General features: G+C 61.5%; 25 protein-coding genes and 1 tRNA gene. 12 read left to right on the forward strand and 14 right to left on the reverse strand.

All coding sequences use genetic code 11. The features are described from left to right. From CMI59_RS15770 to CMI59_RS15785, 4 genes are all read left to right on the forward strand, one after another. Positions 1 to 690: aminotransferase class IV (locus CMI59_RS15770; protein ID WP_293329186.1), on the forward strand; the 690-nt coding region annotated here is incomplete at its 5' end. 206 nt (positions 691 to 896) lie between these two features. After that, positions 897 to 1,145: an RNA chaperone Hfq gene (gene hfq / locus CMI59_RS15775; RefSeq protein WP_167095237.1), complete on the forward strand. Its 249-nt coding sequence runs from the start codon at positions 897 to 899 to the stop codon at positions 1,143 to 1,145. A 126-nt stretch (positions 1,146 to 1,271) separates the two neighbouring features. Then, positions 1,272 to 2,588, forward strand: coding sequence for a GTPase HflX (gene hflX, locus CMI59_RS15780; protein WP_293329209.1), 1,317 nt, complete (start codon positions 1,272 to 1,274; stop codon positions 2,586 to 2,588). Between the two features lie 2 nt (positions 2,589 to 2,590). Next, complete coding sequence (locus tag CMI59_RS15785) at positions 2,591 to 3,409, forward strand: inositol monophosphatase family protein (RefSeq protein ID WP_293329187.1); 819 nt, start codon at positions 2,591 to 2,593, stop codon at positions 3,407 to 3,409. 35 nt (positions 3,410 to 3,444) lie between these two features. Here the strand turns inward: CMI59_RS15785 and mazG are convergent, their stop codons facing one another. From mazG to CMI59_RS15805, 4 genes are all read right to left on the reverse strand, one after another. Continuing rightward, complete coding sequence (gene mazG / locus CMI59_RS15790; RefSeq protein ID WP_293329188.1) at positions 3,445 to 4,260, reverse strand: nucleoside triphosphate pyrophosphohydrolase; 816 nt, start codon at positions 4,258 to 4,260, stop codon at positions 3,445 to 3,447. A 9-nt stretch (positions 4,261 to 4,269) separates the two neighbouring features. Continuing rightward, entirely contained in the window at positions 4,270 to 5,682 is a 1,413-nt protein-coding gene (locus tag CMI59_RS15795) for an MFS transporter (RefSeq protein WP_293329189.1), read from the reverse strand. Between the two features lie 197 nt (positions 5,683 to 5,879). Further along, positions 5,880 to 6,533 (reverse strand): MBL fold metallo-hydrolase, encoded by a 654-nt coding sequence (locus CMI59_RS15800; RefSeq protein ID WP_293329190.1) that lies wholly within the window; start codon positions 6,531 to 6,533, stop codon positions 5,880 to 5,882. An 86-nt stretch (positions 6,534 to 6,619) separates the two neighbouring features. After that, positions 6,620 to 7,207, reverse strand: a complete 588-nt coding sequence (locus tag CMI59_RS15805; RefSeq protein ID WP_293329191.1) for a DUF3365 domain-containing protein — start codon at positions 7,205 to 7,207, stop codon at positions 6,620 to 6,622. A gap of 203 nt (positions 7,208 to 7,410) precedes the next feature. Here CMI59_RS15805 and CMI59_RS15810 point away from each other — a divergent pair, with 203 nt between their 5' ends. The 4 genes from CMI59_RS15810 (at position 7,411) to CMI59_RS15825 (ending at position 10,328) form a co-directional block, all read left to right on the forward strand. Next, positions 7,411 to 8,037 (forward strand): 2OG-Fe(II) oxygenase, encoded by a 627-nt coding sequence (locus CMI59_RS15810; protein WP_293329192.1) that lies wholly within the window; start codon positions 7,411 to 7,413, stop codon positions 8,035 to 8,037. A gap of 28 nt (positions 8,038 to 8,065) precedes the next feature. Then, entirely contained in the window at positions 8,066 to 8,761 is a 696-nt protein-coding gene (locus CMI59_RS15815; protein ID WP_293329193.1) for a 2OG-Fe(II) oxygenase, read from the forward strand. A 139-nt stretch (positions 8,762 to 8,900) separates the two neighbouring features. Continuing rightward, a complete protein-coding gene (locus CMI59_RS15820) occupies positions 8,901 to 9,494 on the forward strand; it encodes a hypothetical protein (protein WP_293329194.1) in 594 nt (197 codons plus the stop codon). A 279-nt stretch (positions 9,495 to 9,773) separates the two neighbouring features. Further along, the gene (locus tag CMI59_RS15825) at positions 9,774 to 10,328 is read left to right on the forward strand and encodes a PepSY domain-containing protein (RefSeq protein WP_293329195.1); all 555 of its coding nucleotides are present in this window, start codon (positions 9,774 to 9,776) and stop codon (positions 10,326 to 10,328) included. Positions 10,329 to 10,405: 77 nt separating this feature from the next. Here the strand turns inward: CMI59_RS15825 and CMI59_RS15830 are convergent, their stop codons facing one another. The 7 genes from CMI59_RS15830 to CMI59_RS15860 all read right to left on the reverse strand — a co-directional run bounded on the left by CMI59_RS15830 (position 10,406) and on the right by CMI59_RS15860 (position 17,768). Further along, entirely contained in the window at positions 10,406 to 11,224 is an 819-nt protein-coding gene (locus CMI59_RS15830; protein ID WP_293329196.1) for an MBL fold metallo-hydrolase, read from the reverse strand. After that, positions 11,221 to 12,027 (reverse strand): TatD family hydrolase, encoded by an 807-nt coding sequence (locus CMI59_RS15835; RefSeq protein WP_293329197.1) that lies wholly within the window; start codon positions 12,025 to 12,027, stop codon positions 11,221 to 11,223. The genes CMI59_RS15830 and CMI59_RS15835 overlap by 4 nt, the downstream gene beginning before the upstream one ends. Before the next feature lie 2 nt (positions 12,028 to 12,029). Continuing rightward, positions 12,030 to 13,595, reverse strand: coding sequence for a methionine--tRNA ligase (gene metG / locus CMI59_RS15840; RefSeq protein ID WP_293329198.1), 1,566 nt, complete (start codon positions 13,593 to 13,595; stop codon positions 12,030 to 12,032). Between the two features lie 48 nt (positions 13,596 to 13,643). After that, positions 13,644 to 14,756 carry a DNA polymerase III subunit delta' gene (locus CMI59_RS15845; protein WP_293329199.1) on the reverse strand — a complete coding sequence of 371 codons (1,113 nt, stop codon included), beginning with the start codon at positions 14,754 to 14,756 and terminating at the stop codon, positions 13,644 to 13,646. 24 nt (positions 14,757 to 14,780) lie between these two features. Then, on the reverse strand, positions 14,781 to 15,410 hold the full coding sequence (gene tmk, locus CMI59_RS15850) for a dTMP kinase (RefSeq protein WP_293329200.1): 630 nt from the start codon (positions 15,408 to 15,410) through the stop codon (positions 14,781 to 14,783). Continuing rightward, positions 15,407 to 16,615 (reverse strand): D-alanyl-D-alanine carboxypeptidase family protein, encoded by a 1,209-nt coding sequence (locus tag CMI59_RS15855; RefSeq protein ID WP_293329201.1) that lies wholly within the window; start codon positions 16,613 to 16,615, stop codon positions 15,407 to 15,409. The genes tmk and CMI59_RS15855 overlap by 4 nt, the downstream gene beginning before the upstream one ends. Before the next feature lie 118 nt (positions 16,616 to 16,733). Continuing rightward, positions 16,734 to 17,768: a septal ring lytic transglycosylase RlpA family protein gene (locus CMI59_RS15860; RefSeq protein ID WP_293329202.1), complete on the reverse strand. Its 1,035-nt coding sequence runs from the start codon at positions 17,766 to 17,768 to the stop codon at positions 16,734 to 16,736. 195 nt (positions 17,769 to 17,963) lie between these two features. On the opposite strand from CMI59_RS15860, the gene CMI59_RS15865 reads away from it, so the two are divergent. Then, positions 17,964 to 19,319, forward strand: coding sequence for an MmgE/PrpD family protein (locus CMI59_RS15865; protein ID WP_293329203.1), 1,356 nt, complete (start codon positions 17,964 to 17,966; stop codon positions 19,317 to 19,319). Positions 19,320 to 19,338: 19 nt separating this feature from the next. Here CMI59_RS15865 and CMI59_RS15870 read toward each other — a convergent pair whose 3' ends face one another. Further along, a complete protein-coding gene (locus tag CMI59_RS15870; protein WP_293329204.1) occupies positions 19,339 to 19,782 on the reverse strand; it encodes a hypothetical protein in 444 nt (147 codons plus the stop codon). Positions 19,783 to 19,981: 199 nt separating this feature from the next. On the opposite strand from CMI59_RS15870, the gene CMI59_RS15875 reads away from it, so the two are divergent. Then, a tRNA-Ser gene (locus CMI59_RS15875) sits at positions 19,982 to 20,071 on the forward strand. A 176-nt stretch (positions 20,072 to 20,247) separates the two neighbouring features. Next, complete coding sequence (locus tag CMI59_RS15880; protein WP_293329205.1) at positions 20,248 to 21,933, forward strand: EAL domain-containing protein; 1,686 nt, start codon at positions 20,248 to 20,250, stop codon at positions 21,931 to 21,933. A 43-nt stretch (positions 21,934 to 21,976) separates the two neighbouring features. Here the strand turns inward: CMI59_RS15880 and katG are convergent, their stop codons facing one another. Beyond that, positions 21,977 to 24,154: a catalase/peroxidase HPI gene (gene katG / locus CMI59_RS15885; RefSeq protein ID WP_293329206.1), complete on the reverse strand. Its 2,178-nt coding sequence runs from the start codon at positions 24,152 to 24,154 to the stop codon at positions 21,977 to 21,979. 181 nt (positions 24,155 to 24,335) lie between these two features. Between katG and CMI59_RS15890 the strand changes: the two genes are divergently transcribed. Beyond that, complete coding sequence (locus tag CMI59_RS15890) at positions 24,336 to 25,232, forward strand: hydrogen peroxide-inducible genes activator (RefSeq protein ID WP_293329207.1); 897 nt, start codon at positions 24,336 to 24,338, stop codon at positions 25,230 to 25,232. Positions 25,233 to 25,248: 16 nt separating this feature from the next. Here the strand turns inward: CMI59_RS15890 and CMI59_RS15895 are convergent. Next, the coding region (locus tag CMI59_RS15895; protein ID WP_293329208.1) for a MarR family transcriptional regulator at positions 25,249 to 25,531 on the reverse strand (283 nt) is incomplete at its 5' end.

Raw genomic sequence — 25,531 nt, forward strand, 5'->3', positions numbered from 1 at the left:
CGCTCGCTGGCCGAGCTGCGCATTCCCATGCCCGTGACGCGCGCGGCCCTGCGCGTCATCCTGCGCGAGACGGTTCGCCGCAACAGGGTTCGGGACGGGATCGTCTATCTGCAGGTGACGCGCGGTGTCGCGCCGAGAGACCACGCTTTCTCCAGGACGCTTATCCCTTCGATGGTCGTCACCGCAAAGCGCAGCGATCCCGCAAAGCTTGCCAAGGGCCGGACGGGGGTTGCCGTCGTGACGCGCCCCGACCAGAGATGGGCGCGCAGGGACATCAAATCCGTCGCGCTCCTGCCGAATATCCTGGCCAAGCAGTCCGCCCGCGATGCCGGCGCTTACGAAGCGCTGCTGGTCGATGACAAGGGCTTCGTCACCGAAGGGTCCTCGACCAATGTCTGGATCGTCGACAGGGAAGGCCGCCTCATCACGCGGCACCTCGGCCATGACATCCTGAACGGCGTGACCCGGCAGGTTCTGGTCGAGGCGGCGAAGGCCGAGGGCATCGAGCTGGTCGAGCGCCCCTTCACCGTGGAAGAGGCCGCAAACGCCGCCGAGATTTTTCTCAGCGCGTCCTCCGTGCCGGTGATTCCCGTCATCCGTCTGGACGGAAAACCGGTAGGAGAGGGCAAACCCGGCCCGGTCGGGGCCCGGTTGCGGGCCGCCTATTGGCGTCTGGCCGAGCTGAATTGACCGAAAACAGGTGGAAAGCGGCCGATTTCGTTCACAATTCCGTTAAATCATGTGCCGAAATGCTATTTCGCACTTGCAGCATTTTAGGAAACGTCCAGACTATACAGCCGGGGTCGAGTAAGGGCGGGCCGTTCCGGGCCGCCCCTTTATATAAGGCCGGTGCCAGTGCAGCGTCGGCCGGATGAATGGAAAAGTGGGGTTTACCCATGAGCGAAAAAACTCATAACTTGCAGGACACTTTCCTCAATCACGTTCGCAAGAACAAAACGAACTTGACCATCTTTCTGGTCAATGGCGTGAAGCTTCAGGGGGTAGTGACCTGGTTCGACAACTTTTGTGTGTTGTTGCGTCGGGACGGACATTCGCAGCTCGTGTATAAGCATGCGATATCGACCATTATGCCGGCCCAACCCGTCCAGCTTTTCGAAGGCGACAAGGACGGCGAAGAGGCCTGAGAGCGCTAGTTGAGCGACTACAAACAGTCTGATGAGACCGATCGCGATGGCGACGGGAAAGCGGGCAGGCGCGCCTTCCAGGTGACGCGGAGCGAGCCTACGCGCGCCTATGTCCTCGTGCCATGGCTGAAATCCGCCGAGCATGATGCGCGCCGCAAGGGCGTGCGCATTCGTTCCGCCGAGACGCAGCTCGACGAGGCCGTCGGCCTCGCCCTTGCCATCGACCTCAACATCGTGGGCCGCTCCATCGTCCCGTTGCAGAATGTGCGGCCGTCCACGCTGGTGGGCGAGGGCAAGCTCGAGGAGCTGAAGGGCGAGATTGCGGCCCTTGATGTCGAACTGGTGGTGGTGGACAGCGCGCTCTCGCCGGTCCAGCAGCGCAATCTCGAGCGCGCCTGGAAAGTAAAGGTCGTGGACCGCACCGGCCTCATCCTCGAAATCTTCGGCGAACGGGCGAATACGCGTGAAGGCGCGTTGCAGGTCGAACTGGCTCATCTGAACTATCAGAAGAGCCGTCTCGTCCGCAGCTGGACCCATCTGGAACGCCAGCGCGGCGGCCTCGGTTTCGTCGGCGGTCCCGGCGAAACCCAGATCGAGGCCGACCGCCGCATGCTTCAGGAGCGCATCACCAAGCTGGAACGCCAGCTTGAGACAGTGAAGCGCACCCGCGAACTGCATCGCAAGACGCGCCGCGACGCGCCTTATCCGGTGGTCGCCCTTGTCGGCTACACCAATGCGGGCAAGTCCACGCTCTTCAACCGGGTAACGGAAGCCGGCGTCTTTGCCGAGAACCTGCTCTTCGCCACGCTCGACCCGACCATGCGGTCGATTGAATTGCCCTCGGGCCGCAAGGTGATCCTGTCCGACACGGTGGGGTTCATTTCCGACCTGCCGACGCATCTCGTCGCGGCCTTCCGCGCCACGCTGGAAGAAGTGCTGGAAGCCCAGCTCATCATCCATGTCCGCGATGCCTCGCATGAGGAAACCGAGATCCAGAAGGCCGATGTGGAAAAGGTCCTGGCCTCGCTTGGCGTTACGCCGGAGACCATGAGCGCAAACGATCAGCACGTTCTCGAAGTGCTGAACAAGCTCGACCGTCTGCCGGCGGAACAGGCCGACGCGCTGCGCAATATGGCTGAGCGCGAGGAAGACACGGTCGCGATGTCGGCGCTGACGGGCGAGGGTGTCGAAACGCTCCTTCAGCGCATAGACGATCTTGTCACGGACGATGCGCATTATATCGCGGTGGAACTCCTCGCGGACGAAGGCGAGGCGCTGGCGTGGTTCTATCGCAACAGCGATGTGCGCGAGCGCGAGGACAGGGAGGACGGCTCGGTTCGGCTGATGGTCGGTATGGCGCCTGCCTCCATGGGACGCTTCGAAAAACATTTCCCCGACATCGCGCGCCGCGCGGGCGAATTGCTGGGCGAGGCGGCGGAGTAGACATGAGCCATTTGTTCGAGGATGTGGCGGCTCTGATCCGCGAGGCGTCGGAACGCGAAATCATGCCGCGCTTCCGGTCGTTGGCCGATCACGAGATTCACGAAAAAGCCAAGAACGACCTCGTGACCATCGCCGACCGCAATGCCGAGACATGGTTGACGCCGCGCCTTGAAAAACTGCTCCCCGGCTCGCGCGTTCTGGGAGAGGAGGCGGTAGCCGAAGACAGCTCCCTTCTCGAGATCGTCAAATCCGACATTCCCTTCTGGACGGTCGATCCGGTGGACGGCACCGGCAATTTCGTGGCCGGCAAGGAAACCTTCGGCGTCATGATCGGACTGGTGGAGAAGGGCGTCACCACCCATGCCTGGGTCTACCTTCCCGTGCCGGACGAAATGTTCATGGCCGAGCATGGCGGCGGAACGGTGCTCGCCTCCAGCGGCGCTCAGCAGTCCGTCCACGTGCCGCCGTCGCCGAAAGAATTGTCCGGCGCCATGGGCGCGCTCAACGATCACTACATGCCGGAACCGTGGAAGAGCCGTATTGGCGCGCTGGCCCCGCATATTGGCGAACGCGTCTCCGTCGTTTGTTCTGCATGGGAATATACGAACATCATGCGTGGTATCGAGCATTTTGCGGTCTATCACCGCATGATGCCCTGGGACCACGCGCCGACCACGTTATTGCTGCGGGAGGCCGGCGGCGTCATGCGCCGCATCGATACCGGTGTGGATTACGATGCCCGGAGCGGGAGCGGTCCGCATCTCGCCGCGGCGAACGAAGACCTCTGGGGCAAGATAGCGACCATGGTTCTTTCTCACTAGAACCACGCTTCATTCATGCCCCGATCACGCTTCAATCAAGGCTTTCTTTCCTCGGCCTTGGCCTCGTCCCAGAGCGCGTCCATCTCTTCCAGATTTGAGTCCTCGGGCGTCCGCCCCTGCGCCGCGAGCTTCTCCTCGATCCGCCCGAAACGCCGCCGGAACTTGGCATTCGCCCGCCTCAGCGCCTTTTCCGGATCGACCTTCAAATGCCGCGCAAGATTGGCGTAAACGAAGAGAAGATCGCCCATCTCGTCCTCCAGCCGGTCCGCATCACCGCCCTTGGCGACTTCCGCCGACAGCTCCAGCATTTCCTCGTTGAGCTTGTCGATCACCAGCGATGTATCCGGCCAGTCGAAGCCCACCCGCGCCGCGCGGTTCTGCAACTTCACGGCCCGCGTCAGGCCGGGCAGCGACAGCGGCACATCGTCGAGAATGCTCTCTGTTTTCTTCGGTTTAGCAGCCTTTTCCTGCGCCTTGATCTCTTCCCAGCGGCCCTTCACGGCGCCCGCTTCGCGCTGCTCTTCATCGCCGAAGACATGCGGATGACGGCGGATCATCTTCTCGCAAATGGCCTGAACCACATCGCCGAACGCGAATGCATCCTGCTCTTCGGCCATGCGCGCATGGAACGCGACCTGAAAAAGCAGATCGCCCAGTTCGTCGCGTAACTCCGCCATGTCGCCTTGCTCGATCGCATCGGCGACTTCATACGCCTCTTCGATCGTGTAGGGCGCAATGGTCGAGAAGTCCTGCTCAAGGTCCCACGGGCAGCCGCCATCCGGATCCCGCAACCTCGCCATGATGGCAAGAAGGGCGTCGATGCGGGAAAGGTCGAGTGTGTCGGCTGCCAAGTGAAACTCCTAGTCGACGGGCTGATCCGAAATTGTACCCGCCGTACCGTAGCCCGTCACGGCCGCGGCAGCGTCGGTGACCTCATGTTCTTCATGTTCGCCCCGCTTGGCGTTGATGCGCTCGCGCAGTTCTTCCTGCGCCTTGCGGTCGAGCGGGAAGCGCCACATCACGACGGCCGCCGCCAGCATGAAGAGCGCAGGCAGGGTCACGTAGAGGAGCAGGAGCCGGTGCAGCGTTTCCGGGGTATTCGTGCCGTTCGGGTCGAAGCCGATCAGGTCGAGGATCGGATAGGTGATACCCACGGCCAGCGCCGCGCCGACCTTCGCAGTCATGGTCAGCAGCGAATAATAGAGCCCGGTGCGCTGTTGGCCCGTCTCCAGATAGTCGTAATCGGTCACATCGGCCATCACCGCGCGCAGCAGGAAAGAGCCCGCACCATAGGCGATGCCGTAAAGTGAGTTGCCGAGGAAGAGCCACCAGAACTCGGCCTTGGGAAAGAAGATCACGAGCGGCAGGCTGATCGCGCCATAGACCATGGCAATGGCGAGCGTCTTGTGCTTGCCGGTCATGTGGCTCATGCGAATCCAGAGCGGAATGCCGATGAATCCGGCCACGAAATAGACCAGAAGCAGCATGCTGGCGGATTTCGGGAGCTGCATCACATCGCCGGCGAAATACAGATAGAGCGCACCCGTAATGCCCGGTGCGACGCCGACAAGCAGGTCCGCTACCAGCACACGCTGCAAGAGCCTGTTCTTCAGGATGATACCCCATGCCTTCTGCCAGGCGATCTGCTGGTGCGGGGCGGACTTCCATTCCGGTACCCGCCAGACGGCGATGCCAATGGTGACGGGCAGCAGGATCAGGATGAACCAGCCCATCGCCTCGACGGATTCGCGTCGTCCCGCGCCATCCGTCGTCCGTTCGATGATGGCGGGCAGGGCGAGCACGGTGAACATGCCGAAGATCAGCAGGAACTCGCGCATGCCCTGGATCGTGGAGCGCTCGTCATAATCCTGAGATAGCTCTGCACCCCAAGACATGTGGGAGATCGTGATCAGGGTCCAGCCGATATACATCACGATCATCCAGCCCGCGAGATAGACCCAGGTCACATTTTCGGGTGGCATGAAGATCGCGAATGTCGGGATCATGAGAAGCGGGATCGAAGCCACGATCCAGTGCCGCCGACGTCCCCAGCGGCTCGGAAAGCGGTCCGACACCATGCCCAGTATGGGGTCCGTGAACACGTCCCAGAAACGCGCGAACATGAAGACCGTGCCCACCACGGTCAGGCTGAGCCCGAGTTCCGCATAGAACGGCGGCAGATACACCACGATAGGCAGTCCGAGAGCCGAAATTGGAATGGAAGGAAGACCGAAAGCGAATATCTGCCCGCGCGTTATCCGGTTCTTGGACATGCATTTCCCCACTGAACTACTTTCCGGCGCGGCCCTTTTGGGCTCGTTCTTCACCGGTCCGGACCGCCTCTATGGGCAGCCGAAATTAATGACGATTTGTCAGGCCGTAAGGAAACCGATTATGGGCGGAATGTCCATCTCAATTGGCCGCAGCGTCAGCTGCGAGATACCTTGTCGAGCGACGTTCGATGGGCCGGTCAGCCGAAATTCATATCCGCGACGAAGGGGTTGCTTTGGCGCTCCGCTCCGATCGTGGAAAGCGGCCCGTGGCCGGGCACGAAAGTGATGTCATCGCCCAGCGGCCAGAGCCTTTCGCGGATGGACGAGATGAGCTGCTCGTGGTTTCCGCGCGGCAAATCGGTCCGCCCGATCGAGCCCTGGAAGATCACATCGCCGACAATGGCGAGTTTCGCGTCCTCGCTGAAAAAGATCACATGGCCCGGCGTGTGCCCGGGGCAATGATGGACCTCGAAGGTCAGGCCGGCGACTTCCACATGATCGCCTTCCTCCAGCCAGCGGTCGGGCAGGTAGGAACCTGTCTTCGCGCCGAAGCCGAACCGCTCCGCCTGCTCGGGCAGCCCTTCGATCAGGAAGAGGTCGTCCTTGTGCGGCCCCTCGATTTTCACTCCGAGCCGTTTGGCAAGATCGCCCGCCGCCGCGGCATGGTCGAGATGGCCATGCGTGAGCAGGATCTTGTCGATGGTGACGCCCATCTCCTCGGCTGCCTCCAGAATGCGGTCGATATCGCCGCCGGGATCGCTGACGGCACCATGCATCGTCTCGTCGTTCCAGATCAGCGTGCAGTTCTGCTGGAAGGGCGTCACGGGAATGATGGCGGCTTTGAGGGACATATCGGGCTACTCTTTTGCGGGAGTTCAATTGCGCAAAAGGTAGGGAAGGCGACCGGCCTTGTCCAATCGTCCGGATGCGAGGGGCTTTATTGCGTCAGCGCCATTTTCACGGTGAACGCCCCGCGAATATCGCCGACCTCGAAGCCCGTCGCCCGGTCGTCGGGATAATCCGCCGCCAGGGCCTCGCGCACAGGCTCGGAAATCGCTTTGCCATGGCAAAGCGTGCAGACTTTCTGCGTCGGGATCGCCTTCATGTAGCGCAACACCTGAACGCCGGTCGCCTTGTCTTTCGTGACCGTCCAGCTTTCCATCCGCGTGGCGTCTTCACCGGAATCGTTACGCGCGACGAAGTCTTCCAGCACCTTGCGTTCCCATTCGTCCGGCGCATTGCCGGGATTGCGTACTTTCAGGCTGGTGCGGGCAATGGAAACTCCCTGCCGGTCTGAAACGTCCTCGGCCACGGCAGGCGCGGCGATCTTGCAGACGCCGACGGCGCCCTGCGGCCCGGATGCCTTGATGGCGGCCACGAGATGACCTTTCAGCTCCGCGCCGAATTCCTGTGTCGCGGCCCGTGCATTGGCAAGGTCCGCCTCGCTTGGTTCGACGGACCCGTCGCATCCGGCCAAAAGCGCGGCGCAAAGAAGGGAGGAGGCAAGTCGCACAGGCAGGTCCATCGGCTTCTCCTGAGGTAGGGATTACATCCCGGGAATGTATAATTTACCGCTTCTCCCGCAATGGACCTTCTTGTCGCGGCAGTGCCGCAATGTCGCATGCGATTGACAGTTTGCCACATTGCCCGATTCAGACGCCGTAAATAGCCTTAATAAAAATAAGGAAATGGTCCCTGCGGGGGCGGGAAAAGACGGAGTGACAGGCCATGTTTGTCAATCTGAGCGCAGTCGAGGCGGCGGAAACCAGGAAGTTTCCCTATCCGCATTTCATGGTGCCGGACTTTCTCAGCGAAGATCGGCTCGCCGCCGCCATCCGGGACTTTCCCGAGCTGGACATGTCGGGACTCTTCCTGCCGGACGCGCTCGCCTATGGACCGCTTTTCGGCAAGCTCCTGCGTGACCTTGAGGGCGATGAGCTGCGGGAGATCGTCGGCGAGAAACTCGGGGTCGATCTCTCCGGTCGGCCGACACTGGTCACCGTGCGCGGACATTGCGCGCCGCATGACGGTCAGATCCATGCCGACAGCCATTTCAAGCTCGCCACGCTGCTTCTCTATCTGAACGAGCCTTGGGCGGAGCAGGGCGGTCGCCTGCGCGTTCTGCGGTCCGGCACCGATATCGAGGACTATGCCGATGAGGTGCCGCCCTCCGGCGGTACGCTGTTCGGCTTCCGCGTTCAGGAAAACTCCTGGCACGGCCACAAGCCCTTCGCCGGCCAGCGCCGCTACGTGATGGTCAATTACTGCCGTGACATCGAATGCCGCGACCGTGAGGCCGCGCGCCACCGCCTGTCCGGGCGTATGAAGAAGTTCAAGCGTCTCTTCAGCGCATGATGGTCAGTGCATAAAAGGAGTGAGCGGGATGGGTATCGAAATCAGAATCCGTCAGGATGAGCTTCTATCGAACTTCCTCTCAGACAGCCTTGAACGGGCGAGGGAGGAGGGTGCCCCCTTCCGGCACTGGTTGCTGGACGATGTGCTGCCGCCAGCGACCGCCCATGCGGTGGCGGACCTGCCGTTCGAAGCCCCGAAAATCGGCGACACGCTCGGCAAGCGCGAAACGCATAATGCGGCCCGGCAGTTCTTTTCGCCCGACGTGCGCCGCCAGCATCTCGTCTGCGAGGAAATCGCCGAGGCCTTTCAACATCCCGCGACCGTGCACATGCTGGAGCGCAAGACGGGCGCAAATCTCGGCGGGTCTTATCTGCGCATCGAATATTGCCAGGACACGGAAGGTTTCTGGTTGGAACCGCATACCGATATCGGCGCCAAACGCTTTACCATGCTCATCTACCTGTCCGACACGCCGGACGCGGAAGGCTGGGGCACCGATCTTTATGACGGCGAGGGAAAACATCTGGGCAGCGCGCCGGGCGGCTTCGACAAGGGGCTCATCTTCGTGCCCGGCACCGACACCTGGCACGGCGTTCATCCCCGGCGGTTCTCAGGCGTCCGCAAGTCGCTCATCATCAATTATGTGATCCCCGAATGGCGCTCCCGCCACGAGCTGGCATTCCCGGACCAGCCGGTGATGATCGAGGTGAAGCCGGAAAGCTGAGTCTGGATGGCCGGATCAGGTTCGGCCTGACCCGGCAAATCAGCAAATTTGCTCGTGGAATTTTGTCCCGGCGCTTGATCCGAAGCGCGCTGCGGCGGAAAACTGGCACTTATTCTATGGGTAGCCGGCGGACAGGATCGTGGGGCAGTTTCTTCTTGAATACGGGCCATGGCTCAACCTTGTGGGCCTTGTCACGGACCTTGCGGGCGTCATCCTGCTGGGCTTCGAGCTCTGGATTGCGTTCGAGGCGGACTGGCGCCTCGGCAAGGCCGAACACCTCCACGGACGTTTGAGCGACGGGCGCGATGTGCGTCTGCAGGCATGGCGCGTCATGGCGCAGCGTGCCCGGACGCCCGCCGAACGCCTGCAGGCCGTGGAGCGGGGGCTTGAACTGGGCCTGGCGCGCTATGGCGACCAGCTTCTTGTGAAACGGCTCTATGAGCAGCTGAAAGATACGCCGCTGGCCGGCCGTATCGATGCACGGCTGAAAGACGCACGTGCGGGGCTCCTGAAACGCTTCGGAATCGAGGATCCGGGCACCGTCGATCCGGAAAATGAGTTCGATCTGTTGCTCGCCGGCCTGGAAGCCGAAATCGAGGATGCCCGCCGACCGCCGATCTCGCACTGGATCCGCCGAGGCTGGGCCGTGCGCGTCGGCATCTTCCTCGTGGTTGTGGGCGCAATCCTGCAGCTCCTGGGCTCGCTGCCACATCAGATGCTGACGGGAGGGTAGCTATTCCGCGCGTCCAAAACCGCCCCCAGATCGATATATCCGTTTAGCCGATAATATATATTATGGTATTTATTAGACAGTAGGCAGGCTTGGGACAAACACCTGAAAACCGCGCAAAACTCGACAATCTCCCAACTCTCACCCCGGCTTGGGCAATTTCTGGGCGATTTGTTGATTGCCTCCGATGTGCCTCATTTCGCCCATACCTCAGGTCCTGCGAGCGCAAGACAGCGGATGGCTGACCATCCGCAAAATTGAACAAGCATGGAGGAACGAGCCATGACGAAACTGAAAACGATCCTGATTGCCGGTACCGCCGCGGTGGCGCTCGGAACGGCCCCCGCAATGGCCGGACTGCTCGACGGCGGCGCTGGTGGCAGCGCAAGCGGTAATGCGAGCGCCGATGTAGGTGTTGGCACCAGCGGTCTCAAGGCTGGCGTTGAAACCGGCGCCGATACGCAGATGAAGACGCCGGGCGTCAATGGCTCCGCTTCAGGCGACGCCGGCGCGCGCGGTAACGTCGAGACGCCGGACGCCTCTGCGGCGGCGGATACGGCTGTGGATGCCGCTGCCGGCGCAACCGGCAAGATGAAGAATTCGGCTGAATCCGGTGCTGAAATGGGTGCCGATGCAGCCGGTTCCGCGCTTCAGATGTCTTCGAACCTGGAAGCGCAGCTCAAGGAACGCGGCTACACCGCCATCAAGCGCACCGACAATAAGGCCGAAGCCGATGGCACGGCCGAGTTCTCGGCGAAGAACCAGGACGGCGAAAACGTGAACCTCGTCGTCAACGCGCGGACCGGCGCGGTGGTCGACGAAAAGCCGGCATCCTGAAACTGGCTCTATAGCTGGTTCAATATTGCCAGCTAAACATCTGTTTTGCGGGCGATTCCACTCGGAATCGCCCGTTTTTACATCGAAATGTCGAATTCGACCCGCATGCCGTCATAAGCGGGCTCTACGCCCTCGGGCAGCTCTGATTTCAGGGTTCGATAGTCCAGATCCACATGCAGATTGGTCAGGACGCCATGCGCCACGCCCGTACGTTTGAGCCATTCCAGCGCCAGATCCACATGGGCGTGCGTCGGATGCGGCGTATAGCGCAGCGCATCGACGATCCAGCTCTCGATCCCGTCCAGAAGCCGGAAGCTCTCATCCGGCACATCCACGCAATCCGCGCAATATGCCAGCGGGCCGACCCGGAACCCCAGCGCCCTTATGCTGCCGTGATCCACATCGAACGGCATGATGTCCATCGGACCGCCCGCGCCTTCGACCCGGATGGCGGCGCCCGGCCCTTCGATCCGATGCTCGTTCAGGATCGGCGGATAACCGGATCCCTCCGGCTGTATGAAACAATAGTCGAACCGCGTCGTGAGCGATTTCGAGGTCGGCTCGTCCATCCATACATCCACGCGCTGCCGCCGGTTGATCGCCAGCATGCGCAGATCGTCGATCCCATGGCACTGATCGGCATGATCATGCGTGTAGAGAACGCCATCCACCCAATCGACTTGCGCGTCGAGAAGCTGCTCGCGCATATCGGGCGACGTGTCGATGAGGATGCTTGTCTTGTGGTGCGGCTCGGCCGGATCGAATTGCTCGATCAGCAGCGAACAGCGCCGCCGCCGGTTTTTCGGCTCATTCGGGTCGCAGGCACCCCAGTGATTGCCGATACGCGGCACGCCGCCCGACGAGCCGCTGCCCAGAACCGTCGCAACGAGCTTCATGCGCCATATACCGCTTCGCGCGGTACGCGGCTGAAAAGCTTGAGAAAATTCTCTGTGGTGGCCTCGGCGAGTTCCGCGCCGCTCACGCCCTTGACCTCGGCGAGCTTCGCCGCCGTATGCACAACGAAGGACGGCTCGTTCCGCTTGCCGCGCTTGGGCACGGGCGCCAGATAAGGCGCATCGGTTTCCACCAGCAGCCGGTCCAGCGGCAAGGCTTCCGCCGTCTCGCGCAATTCCTCTGCCTTCTTGAAGGTCAGAATGCCGGAAAGTGAGATGTAAAACCCGAAATCGACAGCTTTTTCAGCAAGTTGCCGGCTGGAGCTGAAGCAATGCAGCAGTCCAGGGAAAGCGCCCTTCTCCATCTCTTCGGCCAGAATTCGCGCCGTATCTTCATCCGCATCGCGCGTGTGGACGATGAGCGGCAGTCCGGTCTCACGCGACGCGGCGATATGCGCGCGAAACGCTGTTTCCTGCGCCTCACGCGGGCTGTGCTCGTAAAAGAAATCGAGCCCGGTCTCGCCGATGCCCACGACCTTGGGGTGCTGCGCCAACTCGATCAGCCGCGCCGCGGAGGTTTCGGGCTCGTCTTCGGCTTCATGCGGATGGATCCCCACGGTGCAATAGACATGGGGGAACCGCTCCGCGACCGCCCTCACCCGCTCGAATTCGCTGATCTTGGTCGAGATCGTCACCATCAGCCCTACGCCAGCCTCATGGGCGCGGTTCACGATCTCGTCGACTTCTTCGGCGAAATCCGGGAAGTCCAGATGGCAATGGCTGTCGACCAGAACCGGGGCGTTCATCGTCAGGCCTTTCCTTCTTCGGCGGCTTCTTCCACATATCGCGGGAAGACGCCCTTGGGGGCAGGCAACGCCGTGCCGGGCTTCAACGCGCCGTCCGGCCCCAGTGTTTCGAAACCTCTGGCGTTCTCATCAAGCGCCAGCAGGTCGAGAATCTTCGCGGCGGAATCCGGCATCACCGGCTGAACCAGAATGCCAAGATGGCGAATGACTTCAGCCAGCACATAGAGCACGGTCGCCATGCGCGCCGGGTCCGTTTTCCGCAAGGCCCAGGGTGCCTGCTCATCGACATAGCGGTTGGCGTCGCCGCACAGACCCCAGATCGCCTCAAGTCCTTTGTGGAACGCCTGAGCGTCGAACTCGGCACGAAGCTGCGGCAGTACATTATAGGCAGCGGTCAGGAGGTTCCGGTCTGCATCGGTGAAGTCTCCCGACTCCGGTACGGCGGCGCCACAATTCTTGCCAATCATACTGAGCACGCGCTGCACGAGGTTCCCAAGATCGTTCGCCAGATCGCCATTGATGCGATGCACGATCGCTTTGTGAGAGAAATCCCCGTCATTGCCGAACGGCACTTCGCGCAGCAGGAAGTAGCGCGATGCGTCCAGGCCGTAGTCCTGAACCAGATCGCCCGGCGAAACCACGTTACCTAGCGACTTTGACATTTTCTGCCCGTCTTTCGTCCACCAGCCATGGGCAAAGACGCGCTTGGGAGGTTCGAGGCCCGCTGCCAGCAGGAAGGCCGGCCAGTAGACGGCGTGAAACCGAAGAATGTCCTTGCCTACCATGTGGAGGTTGGCAGGCCAGAAGGCTTCGTACTGCTCGCAAGCCGTGTCCGGATAGCCGACCGCGGTGATGTAGTTCGTCAGCGCATCGAGCCACACATACATGATGTGCTGGTCGTCGCCGGGCACGGGCACGCCCCAGTCGAAGGTTGTGCGGCTGACCGAAAGATCCCTGAGACCCGACTTTACGAAGCTGACGACCTCGTTACGCCGACCGGTCGGTGCGATGAAGTCCGGATGTTCCTCATAGAATTTCAGGAGCGGCTCCTGCCAGGCTGACAGACGGAAGAAATAGGACGGTTCCTCCATCCACTCGCATTCTGCACCCGAGGGGGCGATCTTTTTGCCATCAGGTCCCTCTGTCAGTTCATCTTCTGCATAGAAGGCTTCGTCCCGGACGGCATACCACCCCGAATACGACCCAAGGTAAATTTGGCCGGCATCTTCCAGTCGCTTCCACAGCGCCTGAACGGAGGCCTTATGCCGCTCCTCGGTCGTGCGGATAAAATCGTCATTGGAGAAGTTCATCGTGTCGCACAGATCGCGGAAATTCTGCGAGACGCGATCAACGAAAGCCTGAGGCGTGACGCCGGCTTGGGCAGCGGCCTTTTCTACCTTCTGCCCATGCTCGTCGGTGCCGGTGAGAAATTTCACCTGATGCCCGTCAAGTCGCTTGAACCGCGCCAGCACATCGCAGGCGAGCGTCGTGTAGGCGTGGCCAATATGGGGCACGTCATTGACGTAGTAGATCGGCGTGGTGATGTAGAAGGGCTTGGGAGCCGTCATTCGGATATTACCTGAACACGAATAGAATCAACGGATTGTCGCATGGCTTTAAGCCTTCGCAAGCTCTGCCGCTGCGTTTTCCAGCATCGAAAAGATGGTGAGGATGACCAGCTTCCGGTCGGTATTGAGCGCCTCGGCGCGGGCGACCGTTTGGCTGATCTTTTCCCATACCTCGACCCAGCGATCAAGGCGGCTGCCCTTCGCCAGCCGGGCCATGGCGGCCCCCTCTCCCACCACGATGTCGGCGCCCGTGTCGAGCCCGCTTCCCGCACGGATCAGGCGCTGCAGCCAGTCGGTCAGCAGTTCCACCGTGGCGAAATAGGCGTCCTCCGCGCCGCGCCGGCCCACTTTGTCGCCCAGCTCATGCACGGCTTCCACATCGAGCTTGGGGAGCCCCATCAGGATATTCGTGACCCGCTTGTAAAGGTCGAGCCCGCCGCCGGCGCTGAGTGAAAGCGCCCGGCCCGCGCTTCCCTCCGCCAGCCGCGCAATCGCCTCGCGGTCGTCCGGCGCGGCTTCCGCCTCATTGGCGGCCAGCACTTCGGCAATCGCGTCATGGCTCAGCGGTTTCAGCGGCAGCGTCCGGCAGCGCGACCGTATTGTCGGCAGAAGCCGGCCGGGCTGATGGCTGATGACCAGAAACAGGCTGTTTGCCGGCGGCTCTTCAAGCACTTTCAGAAGCGCATTCGCGGCATTGGCGTTCATCTCGTCGGCGCTGTCGATGATGGTGACGCGCCATCCCCCAGCCCCTGCGCTCATGCCGAAGAACCCGGCCGTTCGGCGCACTTCCTCGACCGGAATAATGGTCTTGAGGCGCTTGCTCTTGTCGTCATAGGGACGACGGATCACCAGAAGGTCGGAAAGGCTTTGCGCGAGCCCCTGCCTGAAAACCGGATCGTCCTCCCGCAGATAAAGCCCGGTCGCGCCCGCCGCTCGGGCGGCCTCCGGCGAGCCGTAACGCAGCACGAATTTCGCCATGCGATGAGCAAGCGTCGCCTTTCCGATGCCCTTGGGGCCGGTGAGCAGCCATGCGTGATGCATGCGCCCGCTCATGAAGGCGTCGAACAGCACCTGTTCGGCCTCATCCTGGCCGATCAATCCTGCCGTTTCGCGGGGATGCGGAAAATCACCCAGCCGGTCGCTTTCTGGCGTGTCGCTCATGGGCTTCTGTTAGCACTTCTGCCGTCAAACGGCGAGACGGGAGCTTACGGCCTGCCAAATGGCCTCGGCCACGGCGTCTTCGTCGCGCGAGGCATCGATGACGACGCAACGCTCGGGTTCCGCCGCGGCGATGTCGAGAAAGGCCTGACGCAGTTTTTGGTGAAATTCGTCGCCCATGCGCTCGAAACGGTCTTCGTTATGGTCGCGCTTGCCCGCGCGGCCGAGCCCTGTCTCCACAGGCAAATCGAGGATAAGGGTCAGGCCCGGCATGTCACTGCCGACCACCAGATCGCTCAATCCTGCAATCGTATCCGGGCTCATCCCCTGCCCGACGCCCTGATAGGCAAAGGTCGAATCCACGAAACGGTCGCAGATCACCCATTCGCCCCGGACCAGCGCGGGCCGGATGGTCCGGTCCAGATGGTCCGCCCGGGCCGCGAAGACGAGCAGCGTCTCGGTCAGCGGGGTCCATTTGTCCGTCTCGCCGGAGACGATCAGGGAGCGGATATGCTCGGCCCCGGGAGAGCCGCCGGGCTCGCGCGTGACGACTACGCCGTGTCCATGCCGTTCGAGGGCCTGCGCGAGCCGTTTGGCTTGCGTTGATTTTCCGGCACCCTCGCCACCTTCGAAGGTGATGAAGTGGCCGCGTCTCACTGGCCGTCCGCCGGCTGTGTCGGCATCGGCGTGTTGTCGTCGCCCGAGCTGAAGATCATCGACTTGAGAGAATCCATGGCGCGGCCGAATATGCCGAGCCGTCCGACATCGGCCCCGGCGACGAGCGGAAATTCCCGGGTCGGCAGGCCCGGCGCTTCAACGCGCAGCGTACCCAGGCGCTGACCGGCTTTAACGGGCGCTGCGATCGGTGTGGAATAGACCGCCTTCACCGTCATCTTGCGACGCTGCTCAGGCGACATGATGACGTCGATATCGTCCGTGCTGACCAGCGGCACCTTCGCATAATTGCCCTGGAACACCGGGGCGTTCTCGACGGGCGTGTTCGCCGCGAAGAGCTTGTAGTGCTTGAAGGAGCGGAAGCCCCAATCGATGACGCGAATGCCTTCTTCGGCGCGGGCCTTCTGGCTCGGCATGCCGTTGAGTACGGCGATCAGCCGCTCACCGTCGCGCTTGGCAGACACGACGAGGCCGTAGCCGGATTGCTCCGTATGGCCGGTCTTGAGGCCGTCCACGGTCTTGTCCAGATAGAGCGCGGGATTGCGGTTGTGTTGGGTGATTCCGTTCCAGGTGAACACTTTCTCGGCGAAGTAGTGATAATACTCCGGATAGTCCTTGATGATGTGCCGGGCGAGACGCGCAAGATCATGCGCCGTCATCATGTGATCCGGGTTCGGCCAGCCGGTAGCATTGGCGAAGCTGGAATTCTTGAGGCCGATTTCTTTCGCGCGTTCCGTCGCCGCGGCGGCAAAGGCGCTTTCCGATCCCTTCAGAGCTTCGGCGACGGTGATGCAGGCATCATTGCCCGACTGCACGATGATGCCCTGAATAAGATCTCTCACCGGGATCTTGGACCCGACCTTGGCAAACATGGTGGAGGAGCCGGAAGCGGCGCCGCCGGCTTTCCAGGCATGTTCGCTGACCGTGAATTTGTCGTCGAGTTTAACCGTGCCGTCCTTCAGCGCGTGGAACAGCATCTCGAGCGTCATCAGCTTGCTCATGCTCGCCGGATGCATCCTTGTGTCGGCATCCTTCTCCCAGAGCACGGCGCCGGTCTGATAGTCCATGAGCACCGCATATTTTGCCGATGTCTCGAAGGCGCGCGCGGGCGCTGCAACAAGAACAAGGGCAAACAGCGCGCAGCACAGGGTGGTAACTGAACTCGGCAGATGTCGCGGCAAAGTCATGATCGGCTGGATTCCTCTCCGGATTGTCGGTGCGGGGCGGACTGTAACAGGGATATATGCGGCCCGCGCACAATCCAATATGACAAGTTTTTCATCTGTGCCGCGAGGGCGGCGGCACTCAATCGGTGACGATACGTGCGCCGGGATGGCCGTCGCCGATGATCTGCTGAAGCGTCGTATCGGCGGAAGGAAGGTCCGAAACCGGCCCCACCCTCACCCGGTAATAGGGCGCGCCGTCCACATAGGTCTGCTGGATCGAGACCTTGCCCATGCCGGACAATTGCTGCTGGAGCTTTTCCGCATTTGCAATATCCCGAAACGATCCGGCCTGCACATAAAGCTTGCCCGAAGGCGCGGCTACCGGATCGGGGGCGGATCGCTCGGCGGTCCGGCTTGCGGCATTTACCGCCTTGTCGTCGGCGATCGGCGCCATCTGCGCCTGCCCGTCCGCAATCGGCTGCATAGAGGCGGCCGGCCGGTTCGGGGGCATGGTCGAAATATCGGGGGCTGTGAGCGTCGAACCGAGGCCCGCGGAAATGACATTGACCCGTTTTACCGGGGCCGTTGCAGCAACCTTGCGCTCTTCGGCAGTCGTCTTGGGCTTGGCAGCAACGAAGCTCTTGCGGGACGGATCGTCGGCAGCGGCTTGTAGCAGGCTATAACCGGGATCGCCGGGAAGCGCGGCCCGCGCGATATACTGCACACGGACTTTCGTCGTCCCCTTGCGCATATAGCCCAGCTCTTTGGCGGCTTCCTTGGAAAGGTCGATTTCCCGGCCGGCCGCGAACGGTCCGCGATCGTTCACGCGAACGATAAGCGATTTGCCGTTTTCCAGATTGGTCACGCGCACAAGCACCGGCAAAGGAAGCGTTGGATGCGCCGCTGTCAGCTTGTTCTCGTCGAAAATCTCGCCATTGGCCGTTCGCTTGCCGTGAAACTGCGGTCCGTACCATGAGGCGATACCGGTATGGTCGTAGCTGGTATTCTCTTTCGGGTAATACCAGATGCTGCCAACGCGATAGGGATTGCCGACCTTGTAATGCGCCGTTCCTGCGCTGGATGGAATGGACCCGCTGCTCGGCGACGGGGTGCTCGAACAGGCGGCGAGCGCCAGCGCCAGCGGCGCCAGGGCGACCAAACCGCGCTGTCTCATAATGCGGGTATGCCACCGCGTATTGAAAACGCCCGTCATAGCTGCCGAACCATGTCCGTTTGGGGCCCCGGATTCGCAACTCGAATCAGTCGAGCTTGCTACAAAACGCTTATAGTCAGCGGCCCTTGCCACGGCAAGGAGCGCGCCCGAGAATGCCATAAAAACAATAGCCTAAAGACCATTAAGGAAATTGGAATGTCAGGTTCCGTAATGCGGGCGTCCGAGGATCCCGCCGCGCCCGCCACGCTGACAGGGCAGCTCGCCCGCTATATTCGGACAAAACCGGTCTCCCGTGCCGATCTGGACGCCGCGGCGTTCTTCACGCTGGATGCATTGGCGAACACTTTGGCGGGGCGGAACTCCGCGCCCGGCAGGGTGCTGCTCGACTGGTGGCAGGCCGGCCATCCGGGAAATCAGCCGGTCGAACCCGCCTCCCTTTCCTTTCTCGCGGGTGCCCTCACCCACATTCTGGAAACAGACGATCTGCACCGGGAATCGGTGGTGCATCCAGGCTGTGTGGTCGTGCCCGCCGCCTGGGCGCTTGGCGCGGCACGTGGCGCGGACGGCAAGGCACTCCTCACCGCCATCCTGCATGGGTTCGAAGCCTGCACGCGGGTCGGTATGGGCGTGGGCGCCGAGCATTATCGTATCTGGCACAACACTGCGACCTGCGGCCCCTTCGGGTCTGCGATGGCCGCCGCGCATCTTCTTGGTCTCGACGAAGCGCAGAGCATAAATGCCCTGGGCAATGCGGGCAGTCAGGCCGCGGGCCTCTGGCAGTTTCTCGAAACCGGGGCCATGACCAAGCATCTCCATGCGGGCCACGCCGCGGAAGCAGGCATGAAGGCGGCGGAACTGGCATCGTTCGGATTTACCGGTCCGCCGGCCATTCTCGAAGGCGAGAAAGGTTTCTTCCGCGCCGCCTGTCCCGATGCGCGGCCGGACCAGGTGATGGCGGAGCCCGATGCCCTCTGGCAACTTCGCCGGACCTCGATCAAGCCCTGGCCGTCCTGTCGGCACACCCATCCCGCAATCGATGCGGGCGAGGAATTGCGCGACAGGCTGGCAGCTGAAACCCGCTCGGCGGAGGAAATCGAGACGGTGAAGGTCGAAACCTATCGTGCCGCGCTCGATGTCTGCGATCGGCCAGTTGCCACGACGGACTACGAGGCCAAGTTTTCCCTGCAGCACGCGGTATCAGCTGCCCTGCTCCGGCCTGTGGTGGATTTTGAAGCCTTCGGCGATGCCGCCCGTGCGCAGTGCGCCGCGCTCGCGACGCGTGTCACTCTCGAAGCCGCCGATCCCTTTGCCTGCGCCTATCCCAATGCCTGGGGCGCTCGCGTAACGCTTGCGCTGAAAGACGGCACGCAACATGTGGCGGAACGGACAAACGCAAAAGGCGACCCGGAAGCCCCGCTTTCAGACGGGGACATGATCGCCAAGGCGCGGATGCTGATGAGGCATGGCGCCATCGCAGACCCCGACAGGCTGATCGAAGCCATCCTCGCCTTGCCGGATGGCGGCGAGTTGCCCGATCTTCACCTCGTTTGAATGAAAAACGGAGGACCCTTCAGCCCGCGCTTTTTTCGATCAGCGGTTCGATGATCGGCTTGAAGATGTCGAGATAGGCCTGCCCCAGGAAACCGGCGAAGAACGGCAGCCAGATCCAGGCGGTACGCCACACCAAAGATCCCTTGGCTTTGGCCTCGGGCTTCTGTTCTTCATTTTTCTTTTCGGCAACCGGCGCCTTTTCCGGTTTGGAAACAGATGCCGCCTTTTCGGCCTCGGCAGGCTTGTCCGCCATGGGCGGCGGTTCGACCGCATCGGGCGTGTCCTTTGCCGGTGCCGTTGCGGGCGCCGGCATCGTGACCTCGACAGGCGCGGCGCTGGAGGCCCCGGCTGCCAATGCAGACGCTGACCGGCGCTCATTGATGAACAGCCGGATCATGATGAGAACGAGAATCCCGATGAGACCACCGGGAATCCAGACGGACGTTAGGTCGATTTGCGGCACAGACTTACTCCCCCCAACAATACTGTGGCCTTCTTGTTATGTGCCACATTGGGACGCATTTTGCCAAGCCTGCCGGGCACTTGCAAAAGGGAATTGACGTTAACTATATGCCCCGGCGCGGTGCCTTGCTTGAGGCGTACCGGGAGAACGAAATTTCCCGTTGTGTCCTCTCCCCTGCGCGGCTAACCAAGGGCGCTAAGGAAGGGTGGCCGAGTGGTTGAAGGCACCGGTCTTGAAAACCGGCAGGCGGGGAACCGTCTCGTGGGTTCGAATCCCACCCCTTCCGCCATTCCGCCGAGATGCCTTCACGGCGGGACGCTCCGTCCGATAGCCGTGGTCCCCATATGCCGCACTTATGCGGCCCGTCTCTCCTCCAAATACCTAACGTTTCGGTAACATTGGTGAGGTTATCGTTTGCGGCCGCCGCACTGGACGCAACATGTGGCGCATTGGAGCCGAGAGCTCATGAAATCAGCTGCCAATATCACCAGTATCTCCGATCTTCAGGCCATCATCGATGTGATGCCCCTGCCGGTGTTCATCAAGAACACCGACCATCGTATCGTTTTGCTCAATGAAGCGGCTTGCGAGTTTTTCGGTCATTCCCGCGAAGTCATGCTCGGCTTTTCCGACTTCGACCTGTTCCCGGAAGAGGAAGTCGAGGTGTTTCACGCCGCCGACAACCGCGTATTCGAATCCGGCGTCCTTTCTGAGAATGAAGAACAGGTCACCGATGCGAAAGGCCGGCCCCGCACGGTGATAACGCGCAAGCGCCGTGTCGAACTCGACGACGCCGCCTATCTCGTCGCGACCATCACGGATGTGACGGCCTATCGCGAGGCGGAAGCTCACAGCCATTACCTGGCATTCCACGACACGCTGACCGGTTTGCCAAATCGCGCCTTGCTTAACGAACGCATCGATCAGGCACTGCTTCGCAGTGGTCGGACGGGTGAGCGCTGCGCCCTGCTCTACATCGACCTCGACCGCTTCAAGGAAGTCAATGACACCTACGGCCATCAGGCCGGTGACGCTCTGATCCAGGCTTTTGCCGAGCGACTGACAACAATCGTGCGCGCGTCCGATACCGTTTCGCGGCTGGGCGGCGACGAATTCGCCGTGCTGCTGATCGACCGTGGCGAGGACGCGGATGTGGACCTTGTCTGTCATCGCATTCTTGAGGCAGGTGCCGAGCCGTTCGACATCGAAGGTGGCCGCGTTTTCCTGAGCGCGTCCGTTGGCGTCGCAGACGCGATCGATGATCTCAACAGTACTGAATTTCAGCGCCGGGCCGATGTGGCGCTCTATCAGGCGAAGCGCGAAGGTCGGGCCTGTTATCGACGCTTCACAAGCGTGCTCGACGAACGGATCCGCCACGACCGGCAGATCGAGAGCGATCTGCGTGAGAGCCTGGCGACCGAGAGTGGTCTGGAAGTTCACTATCAGCCGCTCTTCCACACGGCAGGCGAAAAGCTCGCGGGGATGGAGGCGCTGGTCCGCTGGCGTCACCCCGAATTCGGATTGTTGCAGCCCGAGGAATTCATTTCCATTGCCGAGGAAACCGGTCTGATCGTGCCGCTTGGCGAGTGGGTGCTGAAACAAGCCTGCACGATGATGGCTCGATGGCCCGATCTTGTACTGGCCGTGAACTTTTCCCCCGTGCAGATGCGCGAGGATAGCCTGGTCGACAGAATTCTTGGCATTCTGAAGCAAACCGGATTCGAGCCGTCGAATCTGGAACTGGAGTTGACCGAAAGCGCTGTTCTCGACACGGATCAGATCGTGCGCGAGCAACTGAGGAGGTTGCGCGCCGAGGGCATTAAAATCGTTCTTGATGATTTCGGTACCGGATACTCAAGCCTGACCCATCTTCAAAAGCTCGATGTCGACAAGGTCAAGATCGACAAGTCCTTCGTCCATGACATCGTAACGAACGGTGAGTCCGAGGCGATCGTGCATGCGGTCACCTATCTCGCTCGCGTCTTGGGAATTCCCGTTACGGCCGAGGGGGTGGAGACGAAAATCCAGCATGATCTGCTGGGCATCATCGGTTGTTCAGAAATGCAGGGGTATTTCTATTCGCACCCGCTTAGCGCCGAAGACACGCAGCGTTTTCTGGACGATAAATCGAAATGGACCCGCATTGCTTGAGGAGCCTCCCCGCGCCGGGTGACGCGGAGAGGCCATTTTCGTATCAGGCTTCGAGATCGAAGCGGTCGGCGTTCATCACCTTGGTCCAGGCGGCAACGAAGTCCTTCACGAACTTCTCCTTGTTGTCGTCCTGCGCATAGACTTCCGAATAGGCGCGGAGGATCGAGTTGGACCCGAAGACGAGGTCCGCCCGTGTCGCCGTCCACTTCACCTCATCCGTTTTCCGGTCGCGGATTTCGTAGAGGTTGTTGCCGGCAGGCTTCCACGCATATTTCATGTCCGTCAGGTTGACGAAGAAGTCGTTTGTCAGCGTCCCTTCCTTGTCGGTGAAGACGCCATGCTTCGTGCCGCCATGATTGGTGCCGAGTACGCGCATGCCGCCGACGAGAACCGTCATCTCCGGTGCCGTCAGCCCCATGAGCTGCGTATGGTCGAGCATCAGCTCTTCCGCACTGACAACATAGTCCTTCTTGAGCCAGTTGCGGTATCCGTCAGCAACCGGTTCGAGATAGTCGAAGGATGCCGCATCCGTCATCTCGTCCGTGGCGTCACCCCGGCCGGGTGTGAACGGAACGTCGATTTTGACGCCCGCGGCTTTCGCAGCCTGTTCGATACCCACATTGCCCGCGAGCACGATGGTGTCTGCCACGCTGGCGCCCGCCTTGGCAGCGATCGGTTCGAGGACCGAGAGTACCCGGACCAGACGTTCGGGCTCATTGCCTTCCCAGTCCTTCTGCGGGGCCAGACGGATGCGGGCACCATTGGCACCGCCGCGCATGTCCGATCCACGATAGGTCCGTGCGCTGTCCCAGGCGGTTGCCACCATGTCGCTCACGCTTAAGCCGCTCGCGGCGATACTCTTCTTGAGCGCCTTGACATTGTAGCGGGTGGAAGCGGCCGGAACCGGATCCTGCCAGATCAGCTCTTCCTTCGGCACGTCCGGGCCGATGTAGCGGGCTTTCGGACCCATGTCGCGATGGGTGAGCTTGAACCAGGCCCGCGCGAATGCGTCGTCGAAGGCGGCCGGATCCTTGCGGAAGCGTTCCATGATCTCGCGATAGACCGGGTCTACCTTCATGGCCATGTCGGCATCGGTCATGATGGGCATGCAGCGAGTGGTCATGTCTTCCACGTCGACAGGCATGTCCTCTTCCTTGATGTCGACCGGCTGCCACTGCCAAGCGCCCGCCGGGCTCTTCTGCAGCTCCCATTCGTGGTCGAGCAGCATGTCGAAATAGCCCATATCCCATTTGGTCGGGTTCGAGGTCCAGGCGCCCTCGATGCCGCTGGTGATGGTATCGCGACCCTTGCCGGAGCCGGTGGGATTGGCCCAGCCGAACCCCTGCGCCTCGACACCGGCCGTTTCCGGATCGGGACCGAGCTTGCTGGCGTCGCCATTGCCGTGCGTCTTGCCGACGGTATGGCCGCCTGCGGTCAGCGCCACAGTCTCCTCGTCGTTCATCGCCATGCGCTCGAACGTCTCGCGCACCTGGGCGGCGGTCTTCATCGGATCGGGCTTGCCGTTCACGCCTTCGGGATTAACGTAGATCAGACCCATCTGAACCGCGGCCAGCGGGTTTTCCATCGTCTCCGGATTGTCGACGCTTTCATAGCGGCCGTCGGAAGGCGCCAGCCATTCCTTTTCCGATCCCCAATAGGTGTCTTCCTCCGGATGCCAGATGTCTTCGCGGCCGAAGCCGAAACCGAAGGTCTTCAGACCCATGGTTTCATAGGCGATGGTGCCGGCCAGAACGATCAGGTCGGCCCAGCTCACCTTGTTGCCGTACTTCTTCTTGATCGGCCACAGCAGACGCCGTGCCTTGTCGAGGCTCACATTGTCCGGCCAGGAATTGAGCGGCGCGAAACGCTGGTTGCCGGTCCCGCCGCCACCGCGGCCATCGGCAATGCGGTAGGAACCCGCCGCGTGCCACGACATACGGATCATCAGACCGCCATAATGGCCCCAGTCCGCCGGCCACCAATCCTGGCTGTCGGTCATCAGGGCGCGCATATCCTTCTTCAGTGCCTTGAAGTCGAGCTTCTTGACCTCTTTGCGATAGTCGAAGTCCTTCCCCATCGGGTTCGTCTTGGTGTCGTGCTGATGGAGGATGTCGAGGTTCAGCGCATTGGGCCACCAGTCCATGTTCGACATGCTGGTGGATGTGAGCGCGCCGTGCATCACAGGGCACTTGCCGGTGGATTTCTGGTCATTTCCGTCCATTGGAGTTTCTCCCATTGAGACTTGGTTGCTGGGGCATGGGCAAAGAGGCGTGTGCTGGGGGCTACGGGAACTGCGGGGGAACGAATGATGGGATGCACGCCTTCCGCTTGGTCTCAGTTTTTAGCACTTCATTAGAATAATTATAATTTGTATTTCCTGATCGTAGCGATAGGCTGGGCTTATGAATGCGATCACGATCAGGCACCTCCGCTACTTCGATGCCCTGGCCCATCACGGCCATTTCGGGCGCGCCGCCGAAGCCTGCGCCATCTCGCAGCCGGCCCTCTCGCAGCAGGTGAAAGAGCTGGAGGAAATCGTGGGCGCACCTCTCGTCGAGCGGGGGTCGCGGCATATCCGGCTAACCAGCCTCGGCGAGGCCTTCGCAGAGCGGGCGCATGGCATCCTTCAGGCGGTGGATGAGCTGGGCGACCTGGCCCGGGCGTCGTCCGGCCGGCTGGTGGGGCCTCTCCGGATCGGTGTCATCCCGACGGTGGCGCCCTACCTGCTGCCAAAGATCATCAAGGCAATGGCGGAGCACTATCCCGAAACGGATCTGCGCCCGCGTGAAGCCGTGACGCATAAGCTTATCGAGGATTTGCAGGAAGGCCGCCTGGATGCGGCGATCGTGGCCCTGCCCGTTTCGGAGCCGTCCCTGGCCGAGCAACCGCTCTTCGATGAGGAATTTGTTCTCGTGCGCGCGGCCAAAGACGCCGACAAGCCGGTTCCAAGCGCGAACAAGCTGCGCGAAATGAGGTTGCTGCTTCTCGAAGAAGGCCATTGCTTTCGCGATCAGGCGCTGACGTTCTGCAAGATGTCGGCGAGCGAACCGCGCGATCTCGTGGAGGGAAGTTCCCTGTCGACGCTCGTGCAGATGGTGGGGGCCGGGATCGGCGTCACACTCATTCCGCAAATGGCGGTGCCGATCGAAACATGCTCCGCGCCGGTGTCCGTCGCGCGATTGGGCACACCCCGCCCCTCAAGGACAATCGGTATGGTCTGGCGAAAGACCAATCCGCTGGCGGATCAGTTTGAGAATATCGCCGAAATTGTACGCGAGGCAGGTGCCGGCGAAGGGTGATTGCAAGCGTCGATGCCTATTCGAAGGTCCCGAGCCATTTGCCCAGCAGCCTGTCGAGCGTTTTGCGTTCGTTTTCGTTCAGGACCTCAATCATGGCGTGCTGGTTTTCGACATGCGCCGTGACTGCCTCGTCGATCAGCTTTCGTCCCTTCTCCGTTAGCCCGATCAGAAAACCCCGCCCGTCCTCGGGGTTACGATGCCGCGTGATGAAGCCTGCCGCCTCGAGCCGGTCCAATCTGTTGGTCATGGTACCTGACGTCACCATGGACCATTCGATGAGTTCCGAGGGTGTGAGTTCA

The sequence above is a fragment of the Parvibaculum sp. genome, from assembly GCF_002684405.1.
Taxonomy (GTDB): Bacteria; Pseudomonadota; Alphaproteobacteria; order Parvibaculales; family Parvibaculaceae; genus Parvibaculum.

Excerpts from the sequence above, each read along its gene's own strand:
- hfq (WP_167095237.1), top strand. The coding sequence starts at position 897 with ATGAGCGAAAAAACTCATAACTTGCAGGACACTTTCCTCAATCACGTT.
- CMI59_RS15785 (WP_293329187.1), top strand. The coding sequence starts at position 2,591 with ATGAGCCATTTGTTCGAGGATGTGGCGGCTCTGATCCGCGAGGCGTCG.
- CMI59_RS15795 (WP_293329189.1), bottom strand. The coding sequence starts at position 5,682 with ATGTCCAAGAACCGGATAACGCGCGGGCAGATATTCGCTTTCGGTCTT.
- CMI59_RS15800 (WP_293329190.1), bottom strand. The coding sequence starts at position 6,533 with ATGTCCCTCAAAGCCGCCATCATTCCCGTGACGCCCTTCCAGCAGAAC.
- CMI59_RS15805 (WP_293329191.1), bottom strand. The coding sequence starts at position 7,207 with ATGGACCTGCCTGTGCGACTTGCCTCCTCCCTTCTTTGCGCCGCGCTT.
- CMI59_RS15810 (WP_293329192.1), top strand. The coding sequence starts at position 7,411 with ATGTTTGTCAATCTGAGCGCAGTCGAGGCGGCGGAAACCAGGAAGTTT.
- CMI59_RS15815 (WP_293329193.1), top strand. The coding sequence starts at position 8,066 with ATGGGTATCGAAATCAGAATCCGTCAGGATGAGCTTCTATCGAACTTC.
- CMI59_RS15825 (WP_293329195.1), top strand. The coding sequence starts at position 9,774 with ATGACGAAACTGAAAACGATCCTGATTGCCGGTACCGCCGCGGTGGCG.
- CMI59_RS15830 (WP_293329196.1), bottom strand. The coding sequence starts at position 11,224 with ATGAAGCTCGTTGCGACGGTTCTGGGCAGCGGCTCGTCGGGCGGCGTG.
- CMI59_RS15835 (WP_293329197.1), bottom strand. The coding sequence starts at position 12,027 with ATGAACGCCCCGGTTCTGGTCGACAGCCATTGCCATCTGGACTTCCCG.
- metG (WP_293329198.1), bottom strand. The coding sequence starts at position 13,595 with ATGACGGCTCCCAAGCCCTTCTACATCACCACGCCGATCTACTACGTC.
- CMI59_RS15845 (WP_293329199.1), bottom strand. The coding sequence starts at position 14,756 with ATGAGCGACACGCCAGAAAGCGACCGGCTGGGTGATTTTCCGCATCCC.
- CMI59_RS15855 (WP_293329201.1), bottom strand. The coding sequence starts at position 16,615 with ATGACTTTGCCGCGACATCTGCCGAGTTCAGTTACCACCCTGTGCTGC.
- CMI59_RS15860 (WP_293329202.1), bottom strand. The coding sequence starts at position 17,768 with ATGAGACAGCGCGGTTTGGTCGCCCTGGCGCCGCTGGCGCTGGCGCTC.
- CMI59_RS15865 (WP_293329203.1), top strand. The coding sequence starts at position 17,964 with ATGTCAGGTTCCGTAATGCGGGCGTCCGAGGATCCCGCCGCGCCCGCC.
- CMI59_RS15880 (WP_293329205.1), top strand. The coding sequence starts at position 20,248 with ATGAAATCAGCTGCCAATATCACCAGTATCTCCGATCTTCAGGCCATC.
- katG (WP_293329206.1), bottom strand. The coding sequence starts at position 24,154 with ATGGACGGAAATGACCAGAAATCCACCGGCAAGTGCCCTGTGATGCAC.
- CMI59_RS15890 (WP_293329207.1), top strand. The coding sequence starts at position 24,336 with ATGAATGCGATCACGATCAGGCACCTCCGCTACTTCGATGCCCTGGCC.